This window comes from Vibrio sp. 10N.247.310.24, from assembly GCF_041467175.1.
In the GTDB taxonomy this organism is placed as follows: domain Bacteria; phylum Pseudomonadota; class Gammaproteobacteria; order Enterobacterales; family Vibrionaceae; genus Vibrio; species Vibrio tasmaniensis_A.
Map to the genome: position 1 here is coordinate 1 of NZ_JBFSUD010000015.1, position 20,041 is coordinate 20,041.

General features: G+C 43.9%; 16 protein-coding genes. 11 read left to right on the forward strand and 5 right to left on the reverse strand.

The features are described from left to right. Positions 1-144: 144 nt before the first annotated feature. From AB6E08_RS06955 to AB6E08_RS06965, 3 genes are all read right to left on the reverse strand, one after another. Positions 145-1,506, reverse strand: a complete 1,362-nt coding sequence (locus tag AB6E08_RS06955) for an L-serine ammonia-lyase (RefSeq protein WP_009847036.1) — start codon at positions 1,504-1,506, stop codon at positions 145-147. A 120-nt stretch (positions 1,507-1,626) separates the two neighbouring features. After that, the gene (locus AB6E08_RS06960) at positions 1,627-2,880 is read right to left on the reverse strand and encodes an aromatic amino acid transport family protein (protein WP_009847035.1); all 1,254 of its coding nucleotides are present in this window, start codon (positions 2,878-2,880) and stop codon (positions 1,627-1,629) included. Positions 2,881-3,189: 309 nt separating this feature from the next. Further along, a complete protein-coding gene (locus AB6E08_RS06965) occupies positions 3,190-3,789 on the reverse strand; it encodes a CoA pyrophosphatase (RefSeq protein ID WP_009847034.1) in 600 nt (199 codons plus the stop codon). Positions 3,790-4,113: 324 nt separating this feature from the next. Here AB6E08_RS06965 and AB6E08_RS06970 point away from each other — a divergent pair, with 324 nt between their 5' ends. The 3 genes from AB6E08_RS06970 to AB6E08_RS06980 all read left to right on the forward strand — a co-directional run bounded on the left by AB6E08_RS06970 (position 4,114) and on the right by AB6E08_RS06980 (position 7,150). Then, positions 4,114-4,656, forward strand: coding sequence for a heme NO-binding domain-containing protein (locus tag AB6E08_RS06970; protein WP_017096742.1), 543 nt, complete (start codon positions 4,114-4,116; stop codon positions 4,654-4,656). A gap of 1 nt (position 4,657) precedes the next feature. Then, on the forward strand, positions 4,658-6,355 hold the full coding sequence (locus AB6E08_RS06975; protein WP_017101485.1) for an ATP-binding protein: 1,698 nt from the start codon (positions 4,658-4,660) through the stop codon (positions 6,353-6,355). A gap of 150 nt (positions 6,356-6,505) precedes the next feature. Then, positions 6,506-7,150, forward strand: a complete 645-nt coding sequence (locus AB6E08_RS06980; protein ID WP_012604211.1) for a porin family protein — start codon at positions 6,506-6,508, stop codon at positions 7,148-7,150. 121 nt (positions 7,151-7,271) lie between these two features. Here the strand turns inward: AB6E08_RS06980 and pabB are convergent, their stop codons facing one another. Further along, on the reverse strand, positions 7,272-8,678 hold the full coding sequence (pabB, locus tag AB6E08_RS06985) for an aminodeoxychorismate synthase component I (protein WP_372063714.1): 1,407 nt from the start codon (positions 8,676-8,678) through the stop codon (positions 7,272-7,274). 254 nt (positions 8,679-8,932) lie between these two features. On the opposite strand from pabB, the gene AB6E08_RS06990 reads away from it, so the two are divergent. From AB6E08_RS06990 to AB6E08_RS07025, 8 genes are all read left to right on the forward strand, one after another. Beyond that, positions 8,933-10,450: a fumarate hydratase gene (locus AB6E08_RS06990; protein ID WP_029222862.1), complete on the forward strand. Its 1,518-nt coding sequence runs from the start codon at positions 8,933-8,935 to the stop codon at positions 10,448-10,450. A gap of 164 nt (positions 10,451-10,614) precedes the next feature. Continuing rightward, entirely contained in the window at positions 10,615-10,800 is a 186-nt protein-coding gene (locus tag AB6E08_RS06995; RefSeq protein WP_004734731.1) for a hypothetical protein, read from the forward strand. Positions 10,801-11,023: 223 nt separating this feature from the next. Further along, positions 11,024-12,397 (forward strand): YcjX family protein, encoded by a 1,374-nt coding sequence (locus tag AB6E08_RS07000; protein WP_372063716.1) that lies wholly within the window; start codon positions 11,024-11,026, stop codon positions 12,395-12,397. Positions 12,398-12,411: 14 nt separating this feature from the next. Beyond that, a complete protein-coding gene (locus tag AB6E08_RS07005) occupies positions 12,412-13,464 on the forward strand; it encodes a YcjF family protein (RefSeq protein ID WP_372063718.1) in 1,053 nt (350 codons plus the stop codon). 187 nt (positions 13,465-13,651) lie between these two features. Then, positions 13,652-15,196 (forward strand): transcriptional regulator TyrR, encoded by a 1,545-nt coding sequence (gene tyrR, locus AB6E08_RS07010; RefSeq protein WP_102249796.1) that lies wholly within the window; start codon positions 13,652-13,654, stop codon positions 15,194-15,196. 71 nt (positions 15,197-15,267) lie between these two features. After that, the gene (rimJ, locus tag AB6E08_RS07015; protein WP_372063720.1) at positions 15,268-15,861 is read left to right on the forward strand and encodes a ribosomal protein S5-alanine N-acetyltransferase; all 594 of its coding nucleotides are present in this window, start codon (positions 15,268-15,270) and stop codon (positions 15,859-15,861) included. Between the two features lie 114 nt (positions 15,862-15,975). Then, positions 15,976-16,449 carry a DUF2947 domain-containing protein gene (locus AB6E08_RS07020; RefSeq protein ID WP_260810775.1) on the forward strand — a complete coding sequence of 158 codons (474 nt, stop codon included), beginning with the start codon at positions 15,976-15,978 and terminating at the stop codon, positions 16,447-16,449. A gap of 266 nt (positions 16,450-16,715) precedes the next feature. Next, entirely contained in the window at positions 16,716-16,931 is a 216-nt protein-coding gene (locus AB6E08_RS07025; protein WP_009847023.1) for a hypothetical protein, read from the forward strand. 172 nt (positions 16,932-17,103) lie between these two features. Here the strand turns inward: AB6E08_RS07025 and AB6E08_RS07030 are convergent, their stop codons facing one another. Beyond that, on the reverse strand, positions 17,104-19,944 hold the full coding sequence (locus tag AB6E08_RS07030; RefSeq protein WP_372063723.1) for an Hsp70 family protein: 2,841 nt from the start codon (positions 19,942-19,944) through the stop codon (positions 17,104-17,106). Positions 19,945-20,041: the final 97 nt, after the last annotated feature.

The following is a 20,041-nucleotide window of genomic DNA, read 5'->3' on the forward strand; positions in this document are numbered from 1 at the left end:
AAATACCCAGCAACTCGCTGCAAAAATCAGCTCGAAAGATCAACACGCCCTAGTCACCAAGCTTTAGCGACAAAAGCTTAAGATACAAAAAAAGGAACGCATCGGCGTTCCTTTTTTATTATCGGTTTATTAATTCAGAAATGATTAACAAACAACCTTAACTGCCAAACCACCTTGAGAAGTCTCACGGTATTTAGCGTTCATGTCTTTACCGGTTTCTAGCATTGTTTCGATAACTTTATCTAGAGAAACAGTAGGAGCCGAAGAACGACGAAGTGCCATACGAGTCGAGTTGATTGCTTTAACTGCAGCAATACCGTTACGCTCGATACATGGAACTTGTACTTGGCCAGCAACTGGGTCACACGTTAGACCTAGGTTGTGCTCCATGCCGATTTCTGCAGCCATACATACTTGCTCTGGGCTACCACCCATAAGCTCAGCAAGACCAGCAGCAGCCATAGAACACGCCACGCCAACTTCACCCTGACAGCCAACTTCAGCACCAGAGATAGAAGCGTTACGCTTGTAAAGACCACCGATCGCGCCAGAAGCTGCGAAGTAACGGATGTAGTCTTTCTCTGTCACTGTTTGAATGAACTTATCGTAGTAAGCCAATACAGCAGGGATGATGCCACATGCGCCGTTTGTTGGTGCCGTTACTACACGACCGCCAGCTGCGTTCTCTTCGTTTACTGCGAAAGCAAACATGTTCACCCAGTCAACAACCGTCATTGGATCGTTAGTTGTTTTTTCTGACGTGATCAGTTGTTGGCGAAGTGCTGCTGCACGACGAGGTACACGCAGTGGACCAGGCAGGATACCTTCAGTATTCATACCGCGATCCATACACTCACGCATCGTTTTCCAGATGTTAGCGAAGTAAGTGCGAGACTCTTCGTCTGAGTGGAAAGCCGCTTGGTTTTTCATAACCAGTGTACTGATAGAAAGACCACTTTCTTTACACTGATTAACCAGCTCTTCCGCTGTTGTGAATTCGTAAGGTGCTTTAATTGGGTTTTCTTCTTCTTTGCCGAAGTTCTCTTCGTCAACGATGAAACCACCACCAATTGAGTAATACGTTTTTGAATATGCGACTTCGTCATCAACCCAAGCATGAATGCTCATGCCATTCTCGTGCAGAGAAAGGTTGCTAGTGTGGAAGTTCATTCCGCCGTCGCGAGGGAACGAAACAGTATGACAGTGCATACCGACAGGTAGACGTTCAGTTTCTTCTACTCGAGCAATGAAGCCTGCAATAGAATCGATATCAACACGCTCAGGAGTATTGCCAGCAAGACCCATGATGATTGCGATATCTGTGTGGTGACCTTTCCCTGTCAGTGATAGTGATCCATATACGTCCACGGTGATTTTAGTGATGTCGCGCAATTTTCCCATTGAACGTAGGTCATCAATAAATTCTTTACCCGCTTTCATTGGTCCAACTGTATGTGAGCTCGATGGACCAACACCGATTTTATAGATATCAAATACACTAATCATAGCGATTACCTCAAAAAGAGAGCCTCCCAAGGGGAGTAGGGAGGCTCATTTATTATCATTATATTTTTTGTCTAACCTCGCCATATAAGATGAATGTCATCTTATAAAAAGGGCTTGAGATTAAAGAGCGCCGTAGATTACAGAACTAATAGCCGCTAGACCACATAAAGCTGTAAAGATTTGCACAGGTGCTGAAGTTTTGTACTTAGCCATAGCTGGTACTTTGTTCATTGCGAATACAGGCATTAGGAACAGGATAGCTGCAATCATTGGAGCACCCATTGTTTCAATCATACCTAGGATGCTTGGGTTAACTACCGCAACAATCCAAGTTGTAACAACGATGAACGCTAGAGAAGCTTTCTCAATCGTGCTGATTGAAGAACCAGAGCGAGACTTGATTAGACCAACAAGACCTTCATGAGCACCTAGGAAGTGACCGAAGTAGCTAGAAGTGATTGCTGCGAACGCTACTAGAGGACCCATGTAAGAGATAAGTGGAGACTCGTGAACGTTAGCTAGGTAAGAAAGTACAGAGATGTTTTGAGATTGCGCTGTTGCTAGTTGCTCTGGAGATAGAGAAAGTACTACAGAGAAAACGAAGAACATTACAAAACCCATCAGCATCATTGCTGCGCCACCAGTGATCGCGTCAGTTTTCTTAACCGCGTCTTCACCGTACACACGACGTTGCTCTTTAGAGAACTGTGAAATGATTGGGCTGTGGTTGAAAGAGAACACGATGATTGGAATCGCAAGCCAGATAATAGAAGGCATTGCTGACCATTCTGGGCTTGTTTCCATCATTGAAGTGTTCCAATCAGGAACTAGGTAGAAAGACAATGCTAGTAGGATGAATACTAGTGGGTAAACCATTGCTGAAGTTGCTTTAAGCATCAGCTCTTTACCGAATACAACACCTGCTGTCATAGCAAGGATAAGTGCACCAGAAAGAAGAGGACGAGGAATAGATTCCATGCCCATTTGGTTTACTAGGAAAGAGTCAACTGTGTTTGTAATACCAACACCGTAGATAAGAACGATTGGGTAGATAGCGAAAAAGTAAGCGAAAGTAATAAGGTTCGCGCCAGTCTTACCGAAGTGTTCTTCAACTGTGTCTGTAATATCTGCTTCTGGGTTCTTAGAAGACAGTACGAAACGAGCTAGAGATTTGTGTGCGAACCAAGTCATTGGTGCCGCGATTAAAGCTAGGATAACTAGTGGCCAAAAACCACCCGCACCAGCTTTGATTGGAAGGAATAGTACACCAGCGCCAACTGCTGTACCGAATAGTGATAGACACCAGGTAAAATCTTTATAGTTAAACTTGCTTGTATCTGTAACGGCATTTGCCGAAGAAGTTGTTGTGTTCATGTTAAATTACTCATTTTTTGGGAACAGGAAATAAGTCGGGGCTAATTCTGCAGAATTTTCTTCTACAAAAAATAGATCTAAATCATGTAATGAAACGGCGTGTCACATGATATGCGAAAAACGGATTTTTGATCACGAAAATAGCGTGCCACAGGTGATTTATGTTTATGCGTGCTATTAGTTTATCTTATGCGAAAGGCGGGGTTGTACAGAATTATACCAGGGAAACGTTTGCGTAAAATTGGATTAATAAATCTGTTCCATGGAAAAGGCTGTGTTTGTTAACAAGGATTAAACAAAACGTAGTTTCTATGTAATTTGTTGCACTACGTGTTGCTGCAGTGATTGGATGATTTGAGCCGTAACGCCCCAAATTAGGTGCTCTTGGAAGGGCATGGCAAAAACACGATGCTTGATTTTTTTTAAGTTAACAGTGTGGCTGTGTAACTTGGCTTGGTCTAAAACATAGGTGGCGGGCACCTCAAAAATCGAAGCAACTTCGTTCTCATCGATGATGGGTTTATAGTCCGAATCGACCACTACAACAATCGGTGTAACTAAAAATTTACTAATGGTACTCAAAGTGGGTAATTGCCCAACAATTTTAACCTGATCCGATCGAATTCCGACCTCTTCGTGAAGTTCTCTAAGTGCGGTGAATTGCATAGAAGGATCGGAGAGTTCGTGTTTCCCTCCAGGAAAGCTGATTTGACCAGGGTGATGTTTTAAATGAGCGGCTCTTTTCGTAAAAATAACATGTAAACCATCCTCTCGTTCCACTAAGCCGACTACCACTGCTGCTTTACGCAATTGATCGTCATTGATGTGTGAAACGCGCTCAACGGATTCTGGGTGATAGCCAACGGTAGAGTTGAGCTGGAATTGTTGAAGGAAGTTATCTTTGTTCATATAAAGCCAATATATTGATTATTATGATTTTAAGTATAGTCATAACCGTGTGTTGATTACCAATTTCGAATTTGCCTTCACTTTCCTCCGTTAGTACCGGCAATAACTGGAAATAAGAAGGGACTGGGTAGCGGCGTTTTTCAAGGTAAATGTTCCCAATCTTCTAAGAGTGACGGATTTTGCTATATTTGAATATGTGTACTTCTACTAGTAAGCGTTATCCATGTCATAAATTGGGTGATGAAACGTACATTTTCTGTTTAAGAATTTGATAACAATGACTTAGTGGACCATTCTAAAAAGAAATAGAAGAAAAGGTATGAAATGAAAGGAATCATATTCACCGAATTTTTAGAGCTTGTTGAAGACAAGTTTGGGTTAGAGCTTTTGGAAGAAGTTCTAGAGATGTCAGAAGATGAAGGGATCTACACATCAGTCGGAAGTTACGACCACAAAGATCTTGTTCGATTGATTATAAACTTGAGTAAGAAAACCGATATTGATGCAGCGAGCCTGCAACGTGTTTTTGGACAATCGGTTTTTAAGAACTTACTGGCCTCATTACCGAATAAAGCGAGCCTCGCCCATAGCAACACCACTTTTCAATTTATTCAGCACGTAGAGCGTTACATTCACGTAGAAGTGAAGAAGCTCTACCCAGATGCTGAGCCTCCACAATTTAGCTTTATCACCACGACCGAAGCGCAACTTGTTTTTGACTATAAAAGCGCACGATGTATGTCTCACGTTTGTTTGGGATTAATCGAGGGGTGTGCTGACTATCATGGTGAAACCATCGTGGTAGAAATGACACCTCAGAATGATGACCAAAGTGTGGTTAGGTTTAATCTCAAAGTAGAAAAGTGATATGGATCTGGCATCTGCCCAAGAGAAAAAACTTAAACGTCAAATAGCAGCACGGAAAGCGGCTGAAGCCTTGTTGGAGCAAAAGAGTCTCGAGCTGTTTGAGGCCAATCAACAGCTTGAACTTGCGTTGCGCCAATTAGAAAAGCGTTCAAATGCGAATATTCGACGGATTGAATTCCAAGAACAAATCGACAACCTGTTGATTGATTTCGGACGCGCGTTTCTGAGGAGTGATCTCGATGATGTGATGTTGTCCCAATTGACGGCGAGTGTAACTAACAGTTATCTAATTGAAGCCAGTCGCTTGGTTTTACCCCCCAATCTAATACCTCAGTTACAAACCCATGACTATGGTGATGAAACAGTCGAGGTAATAGAGAAAGATATTCAAGAACCTCATTGGCAAGGTTGCTTGCTTACCGTGCCATTAGAGGTCGAAAAAGTGAGTGTGGGCGCGTTAATCGTTCAGGTCAGGTTGTTAGATCAAGACTACGAATTCATCCAAAGCCAACTGTTGTTAGTGACGGACCTTATCTGCAGTGCGTTAACTCATCAACTTGCGATTAACCGAAATATAGAATCACGTAAACGAGCGGAAGAGTCCGAAAGGGCAACGCGTGACTTTGTCGCCATGATTAACCATGAATTGAGAACCCCACTCAATGGTCTTCTTGGTAGTGCGGAGTTGATTAGCGACACCGAACTGAGCAGTTCTCAACGTGAGATCGTGAATAACTTGAGCCAATCCGGTGAGTTTCTTAGAACCATCATTAATGACCTTCTCGATTACAGTAAAATCAATGCGGGTATGCTGGAATTAATTCCCAAAACATTTGCACTCCAAAATTTGAAAAATACCATTGATAGTATTTTTACCAATCGAGCGATTGAAAAGCAGATCCAGTTTGATGTCAATGTAACCGATGGGGTACCCAGTCACTTCTACGGTGACTTAGAGCGTATTACTCAATTGTTCGTGAACTTAATCGGCAATGCAATTAAATTCACCGATCAAGGCCATGTGAGCGTAGAGATAAAATGGCTTAACGACCAATTTATTTTTTCTGTTGAGGATAGTGGCGTTGGTATTGCTCAATCTGCTATTAAGACACTGTTTGAACCTTTTACACAGGCCGATAACTCAAGTAGCCGAAATTACGAAGGGACAGGGCTTGGTTTAGCGATTTGTCGCAAGCTAGCTGCGTTAATGAGGGGAGACATTGAGGTGAGCAGTATTGTTGGTTCGGGTACGACATTTACCATTTCACTCCCTCTTCAAGTTGTCGATACACTGGCTGAGCGCGATAGTGTCGCCAAAGGTTTTGAGTCTGAGGTTGAATTGACATTGCTTAAAGTGCTGGTGGTTGATGATATTAAGATGAACCAGATCATCATCCAACAAATGCTACGCAAATACGAAATAGAGCCAGCGATTGCCGGTAATGGTATAGAAGGGTTGGAATTAGCGTCGAATAATGAGTATGACATTGTGTTTATGGATTGCCGGATGCCAGTCATGGATGGTTTTGAAGCGACGAAGAAACTGCGAAGTTCAGGATATAGCCAACCAATTATTGCATTAACCGCTGGTACGACAAAAGAAGAGCGAGAGTTGTGTATTGAATCTGGTATGGACGATATATTGAGTAAACCCTATACCGCTAACGACTTAGTGATAATGCTGAATAAGTGGGGCTAATAAATATCATTGCCTTTGTAGTGAGTGAATATGCAACGTTATTGATTTGTCTCTAATGTCTTGAGTATATTGTCAATGTAACAAGTGAGCTGACAATGCTATACGTTCACTTACTTTATTGGTCGCTTTTATTAATTATATTAAGGAGGTTTGAAAAACTATAAAAATGGATTCGATATGAAAAAAATGATAGTGACGCTTGCTCTAATTGCACCTTTATCTGCAGTGGCTGCACAAAAAGACCCAAATGGTTTCTATATCGGAGTAGGAGCTGGTTCAACTGAACTTGATGATGGTGGTTTTGGTAAGGCCATAACTCGCAAAACCACAACAACTGAAACTGAATCACCTTCTTATAAACTCATTGCCGGTTATCAGATCAACCGTATTATTGGTATCGAAGGCCAATATACTAAATATGGAACGTCTACAACAAAAGTAGGCAGTTCAAAAGCATTCACAACAGACTTTAGTTCAATTAGCGTTGCTGCGAATGTTGGTTATACGTTCGATATTGGTCTTCGACCTTATGCACTTTTAGGTTATAGCTTTTTAAATTCAGAAATTGAAAACAGTGGTAATAATAAATACTTTGCGACTAAGTCATCAACCGTATCTGGTATAAAAATGGGGGTGGGCGTAGAGTATGCAATTCCTGCTGCACCAGCTCTAGCATTACGTGCAGGTATTGATTGGGAAGCAGCTGATATCAAAGTGAAAGATGAAAAGAACAAAGAGTTATCTAACGTTCACACGCTAGGCTCATTCTATTTGGCTACAACATACACCTTCTAGGCTAGTGTTATTGAAAAGCTAAGTAGGTGATTGCCCACTTAGCTTTTTTAATATTAAAGTACTTTCCAGATTGGCTTTTTAGCTGTTTTTAATAACCCGTTTTAATAAATCTAGATTAAATTTATCTATCAGCCAGTACAGGCAATATTCTACTCAGCTTATCAAGAGTCTCTTGGTACTCAGAAGTACAATCACTATCAAATACTACACCTCCTCCAGCCCAAGCATAAAGTGTATTGTTTTCTGCCACTAACGTACGAATCGTAATGCTGGTGTCCATTCTGCCATTACGGCTGATATAACCAATGCTACCGCAATACGCCGAGCGACGATGAGGCTCTAGCTCCTCAATGATCTGCATCGCGCGAACTTTTGGAGCGCCGGTAATCGACCCCCCGGGAAAGCAAGCCCTTAATAGGTCATGTGCTGAATGATGGACATCAAGCTCTGCCCTTATCGTGCTCACTAAGTGGTGCACAGCAGGGAAACTCTCTATATCGAATAGCTTTGGTACATGAACCGATCCCGGCCTTGCGACTCGGCCAATATCATTACGAAGCAGGTCGACGATCATCAGGTTTTCTGCCTGATCTTTCTCAGCATTCAACAGGTCTTGAGCATTGGCGTCATCAATCATGGAATTTTCAGAACGAGGACGTGTCCCTTTGATTGGCTTGGTTTCAATGGTGCCACTATTGAGCTCTAAAAAACGCTCAGGTGAGACACTGAGAATGGTGCAGCCTGCTAAACGGATAAAACCAGAGAATGGAGCTGAGTTGTACTTCTCTAACTTTTCATAAGCGAGCCATTCACTGCCTTGGTATTGGGCATTGAAGCGCTGAGCAAGGTTTATCTGATAACAGTCACCCGACAACAAGTACTCTTGAACGCTATCGAATTTATTGGCATAACTTTGTTCAGTCATATTGGATTGCCATGGGGTGGTTAATCCAAACTTCTGATGAGTTCGTTCTGCTTGTTCTGCTTGTTCTGCTTGTTGGCTTGGCGATTGTTGTTGAGTTAACCAATCCCAATGGGTATCAATGTTTTGCCCAACAAGGAACGCAGCTTTAAGCTTATGATCAACAATCACAGCCCATTCATACAATCCAACCGCCATGTCTGGTGCAGAAATATCACGCTTAGCAAGAGAGGGAAGAGCTTCTACTCGTCGCCCTAAATCGTAACTAAAATACCCTAAAGCACCACCAACGAAAGGCAGTTCAGGGTGCTCACTGATTGCGGGTAGTAATTGCTGCTGATATTGGTCGAGTAGTTCGAAAGGGTCTGACTCTGAAACCTCGCACGTCTCGTTAACATTAACGGTCGTTTTTACACCGATTGTCTCAAAGGTGGCGATGGGTTGAGCAACTAAAATGTCGTATCGACTATCAACGTGGCTTTCTGAGGCCGACCGTAATAGCATTGCCCACGGCACGCTTTCAATATGAGAAAACAGCTGTTTAGCTAAAGTTGATTGATATTCAAGCTGCTTGATTTGGATAGAGCGAAATTCGTTGTTATTCATTTGTTTAATTTGTGACAAAGAGTTCGATCACTGCATGGCGTGTGAGAGGAAGCAAGAGTATCATAAATTGAAAATAAAATGGGTTCTTGATTAGAACGGAGTAATCCAAGTGGTTTAGTTTACAGCTATGCAAGCGATTGCTAAAGCAACTAAATACAGCTCAACACAATAAAAGGCTAAACCATCTAATCCGATTCGGCACACATAGCCAAACAATGAACCCACATGGAACCAGAACAATAAAGAGGCATGCAATGACGGTTATTCGTAAGCAAGATGTGATCAGCAGTGTCGCTGACGCACTTCAGTACATTTCTTATTATCACCCTTTAGACTTTGTCCAAGCCCTAGAAAAAGCGTACGAGAAAGAAGAGAGCCAAGCAGCTAAAGATGCTATTGCTCAGATTCTTATCAACTCACGCATGTCTGCGGAAGGCCATCGTCCAATTTGTCAGGATACGGGTATTGTTACTTGTTTCGTGAACATCGGTATGGATGTTAGGTGGGAAACGGATCAAACAGTACAACAGATGGTTGATGAAGGCGTTCGTCAAGCTTACAACAATCCAGATAACCCATTGCGTGCATCTGTCCTAATGGACCCTGCAGGTAAGCGTATTAATACCAAAGACAACACACCAGCGGTTGTTCACATTAATATGGTTCCAGGCAACAAAGTTGAAATTCAAATCGCGGCAAAAGGCGGCGGTTCTGAGAACAAAACCAAGATGGTAATGCTTAACCCTTCTGATGATATTGCAGAGTGGGTAGAGAAGACGCTACCAACAATGGGCGCGGGCTGGTGTCCACCGGGTATGCTAGGTATAGGTATTGGCGGTACGGCGGAGAAAGCCGCGGTACTCGCTAAAGAATCTCTGATGGAACACATCGATATCCAAGAGCTTATCGACAAAGGCCCAGAGAACGCAGAAGAAGAGCTTCGTTTAGATATCTTCAACCGTGTAAATAAACTGGGCATTGGCGCACAAGGTCTTGGCGGTCTAACGACAGTGGTTGACGTGAAAATCAAAACAGCACCAACGCACGCAGCCTCTAAGCCTGTTTGCTTGATCCCGAACTGTGCGGCAACGCGTCACGTACACTTCACTCTAGACGGCAGCGGCCCTGCAGAGCTAACACCACCTAAGTTAGAAGAGTGGCCAGATATAACTTGGGAAGCAGGCGCAAATACACGCCGTGTTAACCTTGATGAAATTACTAAAGAAGACGTTCAAGATTGGAAGACCGGCGAAACGGTTCTTCTATCAGGAAAGATCTTAACGGGTCGTGATGCAGCGCATAAGCGTATTCAAGGCATGCTTGAAAGTGGTGAAGGTTTACCAGAAGGCGTCGACCTGAAAGGTAAGTTCATTTACTACGTTGGCCCTGTTGATGCTGTGGGTGATGAAGCGGTAGGTCCTGCTGGCCCGACAACGTCTACTCGTATGGATAAGTTCACCGACATGATGCTAGAAGAAACTGGCATTATGGGCATGATTGGTAAAGCAGAACGTGGCCCTGCGACCGTTGAATCAATCAAACAACATAAGTCAGTTTACCTAATGGCTGTTGGCGGCGCCGCTTATCTTGTTGCAAAAGCAATTAAGAAAGCACGTGTGGTTGCGTTTGAAGATCTCGGTATGGAAGCGATCTACGAGTTTGAAGTTGAAGATATGCCGGTAACGGTTGCGGTTGACTCTAATGGCGTGAACGCGCACCAGATCGGCCCTGACACGTGGAAAGTGAAAATTGCTGAAGCTGAAAAAGCATAATTAACCGACGCCAAAAAATTGTAATTGTCGCTAACTTCAGCGTTTGAATTGCAAATCTTGACAGAAAGTTGAAGACAAAAGTGCAGCATTATTTGCACTTTTGTCTTATTATCAATGATATAGTGATAAACACATAGTTTGATATAAGAACATAGGAGAGAGGAATGCCTCGTTTTATTCAGATCCTACAGATTATCTTGGCAGTGGTGATTGGTGCTTTTGTTGGTTACGACCTGATCTTGAAAGGGATCAGTATCTTTGATAATAAATACGTGACGATTACTTGTGCGCTTTGGCTAATTGCAGAGATTGCACTGTTTGTTATCTACAAGTTGATTGAAGACGATTAAGAGTCAGATACCGCAGACAAATTCTAAAGCCCCTGATTATGAATGTAGTCAGGGGCTTTTATTCATCTAGCATTGAGAATGGGTATTGCATACTCACCACTATTAGTAAAAGAACAAGCAAAAGAAAAAGCAAAAGCATACAAACAACCCTAATAGGGAAAGAACATAGGCTAGCCTATCTATTATCATAACCGACTGGCCTAATTATCACGGAGTCGTTCAAATGAAACACCTAACTCAAGAAATGAGTGACTTTATAAGCAGAGGAACGGATTCTCACATTCGAGTAGCGGTCACGGGGCTTTCTCGTGCGGGTAAGACAGCATTCATTACTTCGCTGGTTAATCAGCTTCTTCATACGTCTACCCACAAAAATCTGCCTCTACTTGCATCGGCGAGAGATGGCAGAATTATTGGCGCAAAGCGCATCCCGCAACAAAACATGATGATCCCACGTTTCTCTTATGATGAAGCAATGGAGTCGTTGAATGCACAACCACCAGAATGGCCAGTGCCAACGCGAGATGTTAGTGAGATTCGTCTAGCAATTAAATATAAGCCAGCTAAAGGCGCAAAGAAGCTGCTGAGCAAAAACAGCACCCTTTATCTCGATATTGTTGATTATCCGGGCGAATGGCTGCTTGATTTACCTTTGTTGGACATGGACTTTGATACTTGGAGTCAATCTCAATTTACCGCGTTGAAAGGCGATAGAGAAACCTACTCGCAACAGTGGAACACAATACGTGGCGACATTGACTTGCTAGCCGAAGCAGAAGAAAAGAAACTGGTCGCGATTGCCGATAGCTATACTCAGTACCTTCATACTTGTAAGGATAACGGATTGCACTGGGTACAACCGGGTCGATTCGTATTGCCGGGTGAGCTTGAAGGCGCGCCTGTGCTGCAATTTTTTCCGTGCGCTGCTCCCGAGGGTAAGTTCTCAAAAACCAGCAACTATGCGGTTTTAAAAGCGCGTTATGAAGAGTATCAACAGAAAGTCGTGAAAGCGTTCTACAAGAATCACTTTGCCACGTTCGACAGACAAATCGTGCTGGTGGATTGCTTACAACCACTTAACGCAGGCTATGACTCTTTCATGGACATGCGTGGTGCGTTAGAACAGTTATTGAAGAGCTTTAAGTACGGGCGAAGCAATATGCTAAGACGTTTGTTTGCGCCGAAGATTGACAAGATCTTGTTTGCTGCCACTAAGGCTGACCATGTGACACCGGATCAACATCCGAACTTGGTATCGCTGTTACAGCAGATGGTACACCCTGCTTGGCAACAGGCGGCGTTTGAACACATCGATATGAGTTGCATGAGCATTGCGTCTATTCAAGCGACCTGCGCGGGTTATATCTCGTCAGGTTCAAACAATGTTCCGGCGTTGCAAGGTGTGACTTTGGATAATATCCCTCAAACCATGTATCCGGGAGAGGTGCCGCGTAAACTGCCAAACAAACAGTATTGGGAAACCAACCAGTTTGATTTCACGAGCTTTAGGCCAATGGAGCAACACTCCGATGAGCCTTGTCAGCATCTAAGAATCGACAAGGTTTTAGAGTATCTCATTGGCGACAAGTTGAAGTAATTGAGGCAATCAAAATGAGTGAATTGAAAACGAAACAGGTCTTTGATGAACCGTTGAAGACCTCGTTCGATGAGCCGGATAAGAATGAAGTTACCCAAGATTTGGGTGCTCAAAAGTTATTCACGGAACAAGAGAAGTTTGTGCCCGTCGCTCCACAAGTGGAAACCGGCCTTGATGGTGACGCTGAGCAGCAACTGGAACAAGTGATTCGACCGAGTAAAAAGAAGAAGTGGTTTGGAACGGGCTTACTTGTCGCTTTCTCTGGCCTAGTCGGATGGCAGGCGATTGACTCTGTCATTACAGCTATTCAAACCGCTGACTGGCTAGCTTTAGGTTGGGCAGGTTTCATCGCTGCCATTGCTTCATTAGGTTTAGGCGCAATAGGCAAAGAGTTGTGGAAGCTGCGTTCGCTGAAAGACCATTTCAGTGTACAAGAGCAGAGTGAAGAGCTGTTACAAAGCCAGAGTGTTGGTAAAGGCAAAGCATTCTGTGAAAACATTGCCAAGCAGGGCGGTATTATTGCTGAGTCACCTTCGTACGATAAGTGGCGAAACAGCATTAACCCAGCGCACAGCGATGCTGAAGTGTTGGATATGTACGATGCGTTGGTCGTGAGTCAGCAAGATAAGGTCGCGACTCAGATCGTCACTAAGTTCTCGACCGAATCCGCGGCTTTGGTTGCTGTGAGCCCATTGGCGGCAGCAGATATGTTGCTGGTGGCTTGGCGAAATTTCACTATGATAGACAAGCTTGCTGATGTGTATGGCATTGAACTGGGCTACTGGTCTCGTATAAAGCTATTTAAACTGGTGTTAATCAACATGGCCGCTGCAGGAGCCAGTGAACTCGCGATTGATGCGAGTATGGATCTCGTCTCGATGGATCTTGCAGGTAAAGTCTCAGCTCGAGCAGGGCAGGGGCTCGGTGTCGGTATCCTCACTGCGAGACTGGGCTTAAAAGCCATGACATTGCTGCGTCCTATGCCTTGGCATAGTGAGCGAAAAGTAAAACTATCCGACCTTCGCAAAGCCGTCCTTTCTGAAATCAAGCGCATTACCTTAAAGTAAAGCGAAGTGCTCAAAATTGAAATGTAGGAAATAAAGCGAATTACTTTCCTATAAAGTCTATATACACAAGGAAGTTGAGTGATTTGCGAGCGAAGAGTAAACATATGTTTACTCTTCTTCTTGACTGAACTTAGAGCTTAATTCACACTACTGTCAACTTATCCTGACACCTATAATAGGACTATTTGTGCGTCTTGAAGTATTGTGTGAAGACAGACTCGGCTTAACGCGTGAGTTGCTCGATATCTTGGCCTCAAAAAGCATTGATTTACGAGGAATCGAAATTGATGTTAAAGGTATTATTTACCTAAATTGCCCGGATATTAATTTTGATGCTTTTAGTGAACTTATGGCTGAAATTCGCCGAATTTCAGGTGTGAAGGATGTACGTAAAATCCAGTTTATGCCAAGCGAAAGGCATAACACAGAGTTGATTGCCCTGCTGGCAAACCTACCTGATCCTGTGATTGCGATTGACCTTAAAGGCTCAGTCGACATGGCAAACCACGCTGCATTGAACCTCTTCAACAAACAAGAAGAAGAAGTGATCGGTGAGCCACTAGCGACCTTCGTCCCTAGCTTTAACTTCGCTCGTTGGATTGAAGGCGATGTAACGCGCCATCGTGAAGTCGTGGTGCTAGATGGCCTAGATTTCTCTATTGAAATTCTGCCTATTTATCTAGGTGGTGATGTCAACGAGGCGGTACTGGCGAGTGCAGTAATGACGATTCGTTCTTGTAACCAAGAAATGAACGCGCCAGACGCCATCCCTGAACAGAATAACCTAGGTTTTGAACACTTTGTTGGTGTCTCTAATCGCCATAAAGCCTTGATCAGTCAAGCTAAGAAACTGGCTATGCTAGATCAACCTCTGCTTATTGAAGGGGATACAGGTACGGGTAAAGAGATGCTGGCGAAATCGTGTCATAACCGTTCAAATCGATCTTCTTTTCCATTTTTGATTCTAAGCTGTGCATCAATGCCTGATGACGTAGCAGAAACGGAATTGTTTGGACATGCACCGGGCTCATTCAACCATGAGCAAGGTCATAAAGGCATCTTTGAACAAGCGAATGGCGGTACGGTATTCTTAGATGAAATCGGCGAAATGAGCCCGCATCTACAAATCAAACTGCTGCGTTTCCTACAAGATGGTTCATTCCGTCGTGTTGGTGAAGAAGAAGAGATGCACGCGGATGTTCGTATTATCGCATCAACGCGCCATCGCCTTTCTGAATTAGCCGACTCGGGCTCGTTTCGTGAAGATCTGTTCTACCGCTTGAACGTACTGACTTTGTCGATTCCTGCTTTGCGTGAACGTTCAAACGATGTTGCGCCATTACTGGAGCTATTCGTTGCAAAGTACGCACAGCAGTTAGGTATGTTGAAACCAAAGTTGACTCAAGAACTAATCGATCAATTAGGCAACTACCAATGGCCGGGCAATATTCGTCAGTTAGACAACATGGTTCTACGTGCACTAACAGAGTTGGATTCAGATACGTTAACGGTTGAGCAATTCCACCTGCCACAGCTTGACACTATGACTGCTGGAATGGCGAACTTAAGCTTAGACGGCTCGCTTGACGAGATCATGAAAGACTATGAATCTCAGATTTTAGAGAAGCTTTATCAGTCTTTCCCATCAAGCCGTAAGCTTGCTAAACGTCTGAATGTTTCTCACACCTCAATAGCGAATAAGCTTCGTGATTACGGTATCAGAAAGAGTTGATGATATTAGACTGCTAAATTCGGTAAGAGTGAGGCGGTAACGTAAAAAGAGACAAAAATAAGAACAAGACTATGGAAGATTCGAGTACGCAGCAACGTATTGATAAACGTGATGGCAACCTAATTTTACGAACGGCTGAGATCTATGATGCGAGCATGATCAGTGAGTACTTTCAGGTGAACAGAGAGTACCTTAAGCCTTGGGAACCGACCCGAGAGGATGCGTTCTTTGACAGAGCTGATTGGGCTCAACGGCTGATTAAGTTAAACGAACTCCATAAATTGGGGCTAGGCTATTATTGCTTGTTGATTAATGCCGATTCAAATGAAATGTTAGGTACCATATCGTTCAGTAATTTGTCTCGTTTCCCGTTCTACGCTTGTAATGTCGGTTACTCATTGGCGCAAAGTGCACAGGGCCACGGTTACATGCGCAGAGGCTTGAGCATGGCTAAAGACTACATGTTTGATGTGCAGAACATGCACCGCTTAATGGCGGGCTACATGCCTCACAACGAACGAAGTGCGGGTGTATTAGAGCATCTTGGTTTTGTTCGAGAAGGTTTTGCCAAAGATTACCTACAGATTAACGGTAAATGGGAAGATCACGTGTTGACGGCACTGGTAAACCCAAACTGGCAAGATAAACGCTCCGTGTCAGTGTAAAACATTGAATTTAGATACAGCGGAGAACATAAATAAAATGAAGTCATCGCTGTATCGAAAGAACATATAGGCATGGTAAGCCCATAAGCCTGAGAAGATATTTGAGGAATTTTGATGTCATATACAACTTTGGACGAATACCAAAGAAAATGGATTTTCACTCACCAGTCAATGCCACTACCCGCTGAAGATTTGGAAAAGATAAAACCAATGACACAGGCGAGAGCATCTCAGTTTTGGAAAGAGAACGTGAGCCCTCAAAGCCCGGATGCAGAAAGACTAAGTTCGCAAGATTGGCCAAGCAAAGCGTCGAACTGGAATGAAGAGATCAGCTGGATGGCAAATTGGGAAGCCGATGAGCCTGAAATGCCAGAAGAAATCCTTAACTTCATTGATTGGCAAGATGACGTAACTGTTTATTTTTGCTACGAAAAATACAATGTTCTTGAAACCAAATGGTCGATTTTCAAGAAGCATTGGAAAAACTTTTTGTTCTACGATGATGGCCCTATCTTACTCGGTCGCCGTCGTTCAGAAGCACTTTGGTTTGCTACAAATGGTACGGTTAAAATTGGTAACCGTGCTTAAGTTGGTTTGATTTAATCGTGCGAGTGTTGGCGATCCGATCAACAGATAGACAGACAAGAAGCGAGCATTAAGCTCGCTTTTTTTATACCTGATGATCTTTGAAGATCATGGGGAATACCCACTGTCTGAGCTCAATTGAAAATGAGCGCTTCCACTTTTTTAAAGTGGGCAAATTACGAAATTGAGATCGCTATCTCATTGGGTTAGTTGAAGTTTTGTGTGTTTGAGCTATCTTAATATTACTGCCTTAGTGGAGGTGAAGTATTATGATTTGGGATACTCTCGAACGTGTAAATAAACTTCGCAAGGAAGCAATGGAAGATCCAGAGTTTTTGGATTCAGCAAAAATGCATGAGGAATGGCTTTTAAGCGAAACTCATAATCAATTGAACCAAGGAGCTAAAGAGAAGAAACCGAAAAAGTTATCTGATATTTATGAAAATACGGATTTTCCTATCAACCCAACAGGTACGAAACATTAACAATGATGAACTGCAATACGGCTAAGGCTCTTAACCAAGATGCGATAAGTCGACTAAACATACCAGCCTTAAGCCACCAATAAAAAAGCCACTTTCAACGAATCGAAAGTGGCTTTTTCTTTTCTCGTTAGCTTCTTTACTCATTAACAACTAAAGCTAATCGTTTTTAAACCTAGTTATTAATCAGGCTTAACCCGCTTGGTAATGCATCACCAAATACGCGTTTAGACTCGCTCTCAGAAAGTTCAGTGACTTCACTCACTAGCGTTAGCCATGAATCAGGTACCTTGCTTTGCTTTAATTTATCAAGAACTTGAGCACGGTAGTCATCAGAGATATCGAACTGTCGGTCACCTGTCTTGCGGCAAATCATCACTGCCGCGAAGGCAATCATCTGCTCTTTCTGCCAATTTTGGTCAAGCAGCTTTGGTAACCACTGTTCTGCTTGCTCTCTTGGAATGACGCTGTGTTGGCTTCCGTATAAAGGTGTACGAGACGCTAAGCGACCCAGAGCCCACCAGTGAGCCTGTTCGAACTGATTATGGTTAATTGCTTTGCTCAAGAACCATGTAGCCAATAGAACTTTATCTTCCACCTCGAGTTGCTCAAGGGACGCTGCCAATCTCACCATGGCTTCATAGCCATTGTCTTGCGCATCTTTCGCTGTCTTAGGGTTCTTCATTGCACCTGGGTGAAGGTACTTCGCGATATCAGCCAAGATGGTTTCTTGCTGTTCTTGATTCAGGCCACCCGCAACACGACGCCAGAATACCCACCAGTCCGTCCAACCTTGGTGGTTCTGGAACTGAATGTTTTGTTGGTAAAGGCCCCAAATTTGTTCGATACGCCATGAGTCAGTCGGATCGCCAAAGCCTGGACGCATCGAGTAACCCGCCAAACGCAGCCAGTTCTTCTCGTGTGCTTCTGAACGACGACGGCGTTTACGACCTAATGAAAAGGTATCAAACAGATGGCGAAGGGTCGTGAAGTCCCATTCATCACGCTTACCGAGTCGTTTCTCAAGATCTTTCGATAGTGTTTTGATCTCTTTCGATTCAGCACTCTTCTTGTTGCCGCTGTACAGACGAGAAATCAATTCCTTACATTCATCCAGCCTTGGGTGAAGTTTAGCGGTATCAGACTCATCGCCTTGCTTGTTTCTGACTTCAAACTCGAGCAACCAACGTTTAGAGTCATCTTCTGTACTCACACACTCCATTTTCAGTGTGCCGACTTCTGTTAATTGACACGCGAGCAATACTTCGACGCGTTCTTTTTGGTTGGCTTGGAGCTCTGCAGTACCTGAACCTTCCAGTGTTGAAATATACGGTGGAAGAGGGGAGAACAAGTCAGCGTCGACATTGACCATCACACCATTTTGAATAGCGGTGTCATGAGCAATTTGATCGTGGGTTGAAGTCAGTAGATTAAATCGTACTGGCTCACCTAAAGTCAGCGAGAAACGACGGCTGTTTAAGCGTATCTCTTGGCCTTCTTCAGTACCTTTGGCAAGCAAACAAAGCGCTTTGCCCATCTTGTTCTTCTCTTGTAGATGCAAGAAGTAAGAACGAGCGGCACCGCCACCGATTTTCAGTTGTGCACCACGGCGTGCTTTACCAAAAGCTACAGCACCAAGGGCTACAGACCAGTCAGGGTGAGGGTTATCTAAGACGGTGATTGGTGCACCGTTCCAATTGCCAAGTAACTGAGTAATTCGCTCTGTTACCAGTTCACTGTTGAACACACCACCATTGAGTAGCACACCAACAGGAATTGCAGGTTTGGTATCATCAAACTCAACAGAGTCTGACTTTTCCAATGCGGCTTTAGATACTTGCTGGTGGGTCGCTAGGAATTCGGCAACGTGCTTACTTACAGCAGGATCTGCTGCGTAGGGTAGACCGAACTCAACCACCGCGCTACGTCGTTTGTCGGGTACTTCCGTAAACTCTGAAAGCGGGAAGAAACCTTCTAGTGCAATCTGATGAACTTCTTGTTTGGTTAAACCAATACTCTTCGTTCCGCCAAGCAGTTTTGAACCGCTGCCCAGCATGGTGATCTTCACATCGTCTGGCGCATTAGCAGAAAGCAGGCTCTCTTTTGCGGCGCGAGTCTGCTGAATAAGCTTGGTTAGGCTAGAAGCATTCAATTTTTTGTTTTGATTGAAGCGCTGCTCTGCAAGGTGGGCAAGCGCTAAATCGAGGTTATCACCCCCGAGCATCAAGTGTTCGCCAACGCCGATACGGTCGAGTGCGAGCTCTTGATTGCCACCGTTATCCGATTTGAAGCTCGCTTCGATCAAACTTAAATCGGTAGTACCGCCACCAACATCACACACTAGAATCAGCGGGATCTGTTGAAGTTCGTCTGTAGCGGTTTGTTGGTGACGGGCATACCAGTCATAACAAACGGCTTGCGGCTCTTCGAGCAATAGAATCTTACCTAAACCAGCAAGTGCTGCCGCTGCGAGTGTCAGCTTACGTGCTGTCTCATCGAATGAAGCAGGAACGGTGACTACAACGTCTTGGTCTTCAAGCTTATTGCTTGGGTTACGGTAGTTCCATGCTTGACGGATGTGGTTAAGGTAGCTTGCGCTTGCGACAACAGGAGACACCTTATCGACGTCAGTTGCGCCTGCCCAAGGCAGAATGTCGGAGTTACGATCAACCGCTTGGTGAGATAACCAGCTCTTTGCACTGGATACTTGGCGGCCTTCGACTTTTGCGCCCAGTTCGCGAGCCCATTCACCAACGATGACATTTTGAATATCGCCTTCAACTAAGCTCGGTTCCCAAGGCATGGTGAGATCGGAAGGGGAGATCTGACCTTGTGCGGGATGATAACGAAATGATGGAAGTAGAGGCTTGCGAACCACTTCACCGGGGCCGATGAGTTGGTCAATATCGAAAAGAGAAACGGGAGCATGTTGTAGGTCGTCGTTGATTTCACAGTAAGCGACAACAGTATTGGTTGTGCCTAAGTCAATGCCGACTAAAAAACGAGGAGATGCCATACAAAACCTTATTCTGCCAAAGTGATGACCAGTTAATGGATAATTTTGGTCTTATTATTGTCTTTGGAATGCTTTTAATACAGGGCTAGGGAATCGC

Coding starts and splice junctions, on each gene's coding strand:
- AB6E08_RS06955 (WP_009847036.1), bottom strand. CDS start 1,506: ATGATTAGTGTATTTGATATCTATAAAATCGGTGTTGGTCCATCGAGC.
- AB6E08_RS06960 (WP_009847035.1), bottom strand. CDS start 2,880: ATGAACACAACAACTTCTTCGGCAAATGCCGTTACAGATACAAGCAAG.
- AB6E08_RS06965 (WP_009847034.1), bottom strand. CDS start 3,789: ATGAACAAAGATAACTTCCTTCAACAATTCCAGCTCAACTCTACCGTT.
- AB6E08_RS06970 (WP_017096742.1), top strand. CDS start 4,114: ATGAAAGGAATCATATTCACCGAATTTTTAGAGCTTGTTGAAGACAAG.
- AB6E08_RS06975 (WP_017101485.1), top strand. CDS start 4,658: ATGGATCTGGCATCTGCCCAAGAGAAAAAACTTAAACGTCAAATAGCA.
- pabB (WP_372063714.1), bottom strand. CDS start 8,678: ATGAATAACAACGAATTTCGCTCTATCCAAATCAAGCAGCTTGAATAT.
- AB6E08_RS06990 (WP_029222862.1), top strand. CDS start 8,933: ATGACGGTTATTCGTAAGCAAGATGTGATCAGCAGTGTCGCTGACGCA.
- AB6E08_RS06995 (WP_004734731.1), top strand. CDS start 10,615: ATGCCTCGTTTTATTCAGATCCTACAGATTATCTTGGCAGTGGTGATT.
- AB6E08_RS07000 (WP_372063716.1), top strand. CDS start 11,024: ATGAAACACCTAACTCAAGAAATGAGTGACTTTATAAGCAGAGGAACG.
- AB6E08_RS07005 (WP_372063718.1), top strand. CDS start 12,412: ATGAGTGAATTGAAAACGAAACAGGTCTTTGATGAACCGTTGAAGACC.
- rimJ (WP_372063720.1), top strand. CDS start 15,268: ATGGAAGATTCGAGTACGCAGCAACGTATTGATAAACGTGATGGCAAC.
- AB6E08_RS07020 (WP_260810775.1), top strand. CDS start 15,976: ATGTCATATACAACTTTGGACGAATACCAAAGAAAATGGATTTTCACT.
- AB6E08_RS07025 (WP_009847023.1), top strand. CDS start 16,716: ATGATTTGGGATACTCTCGAACGTGTAAATAAACTTCGCAAGGAAGCA.
- AB6E08_RS07030 (WP_372063723.1), bottom strand. CDS start 19,944: ATGGCATCTCCTCGTTTTTTAGTCGGCATTGACTTAGGCACAACCAAT.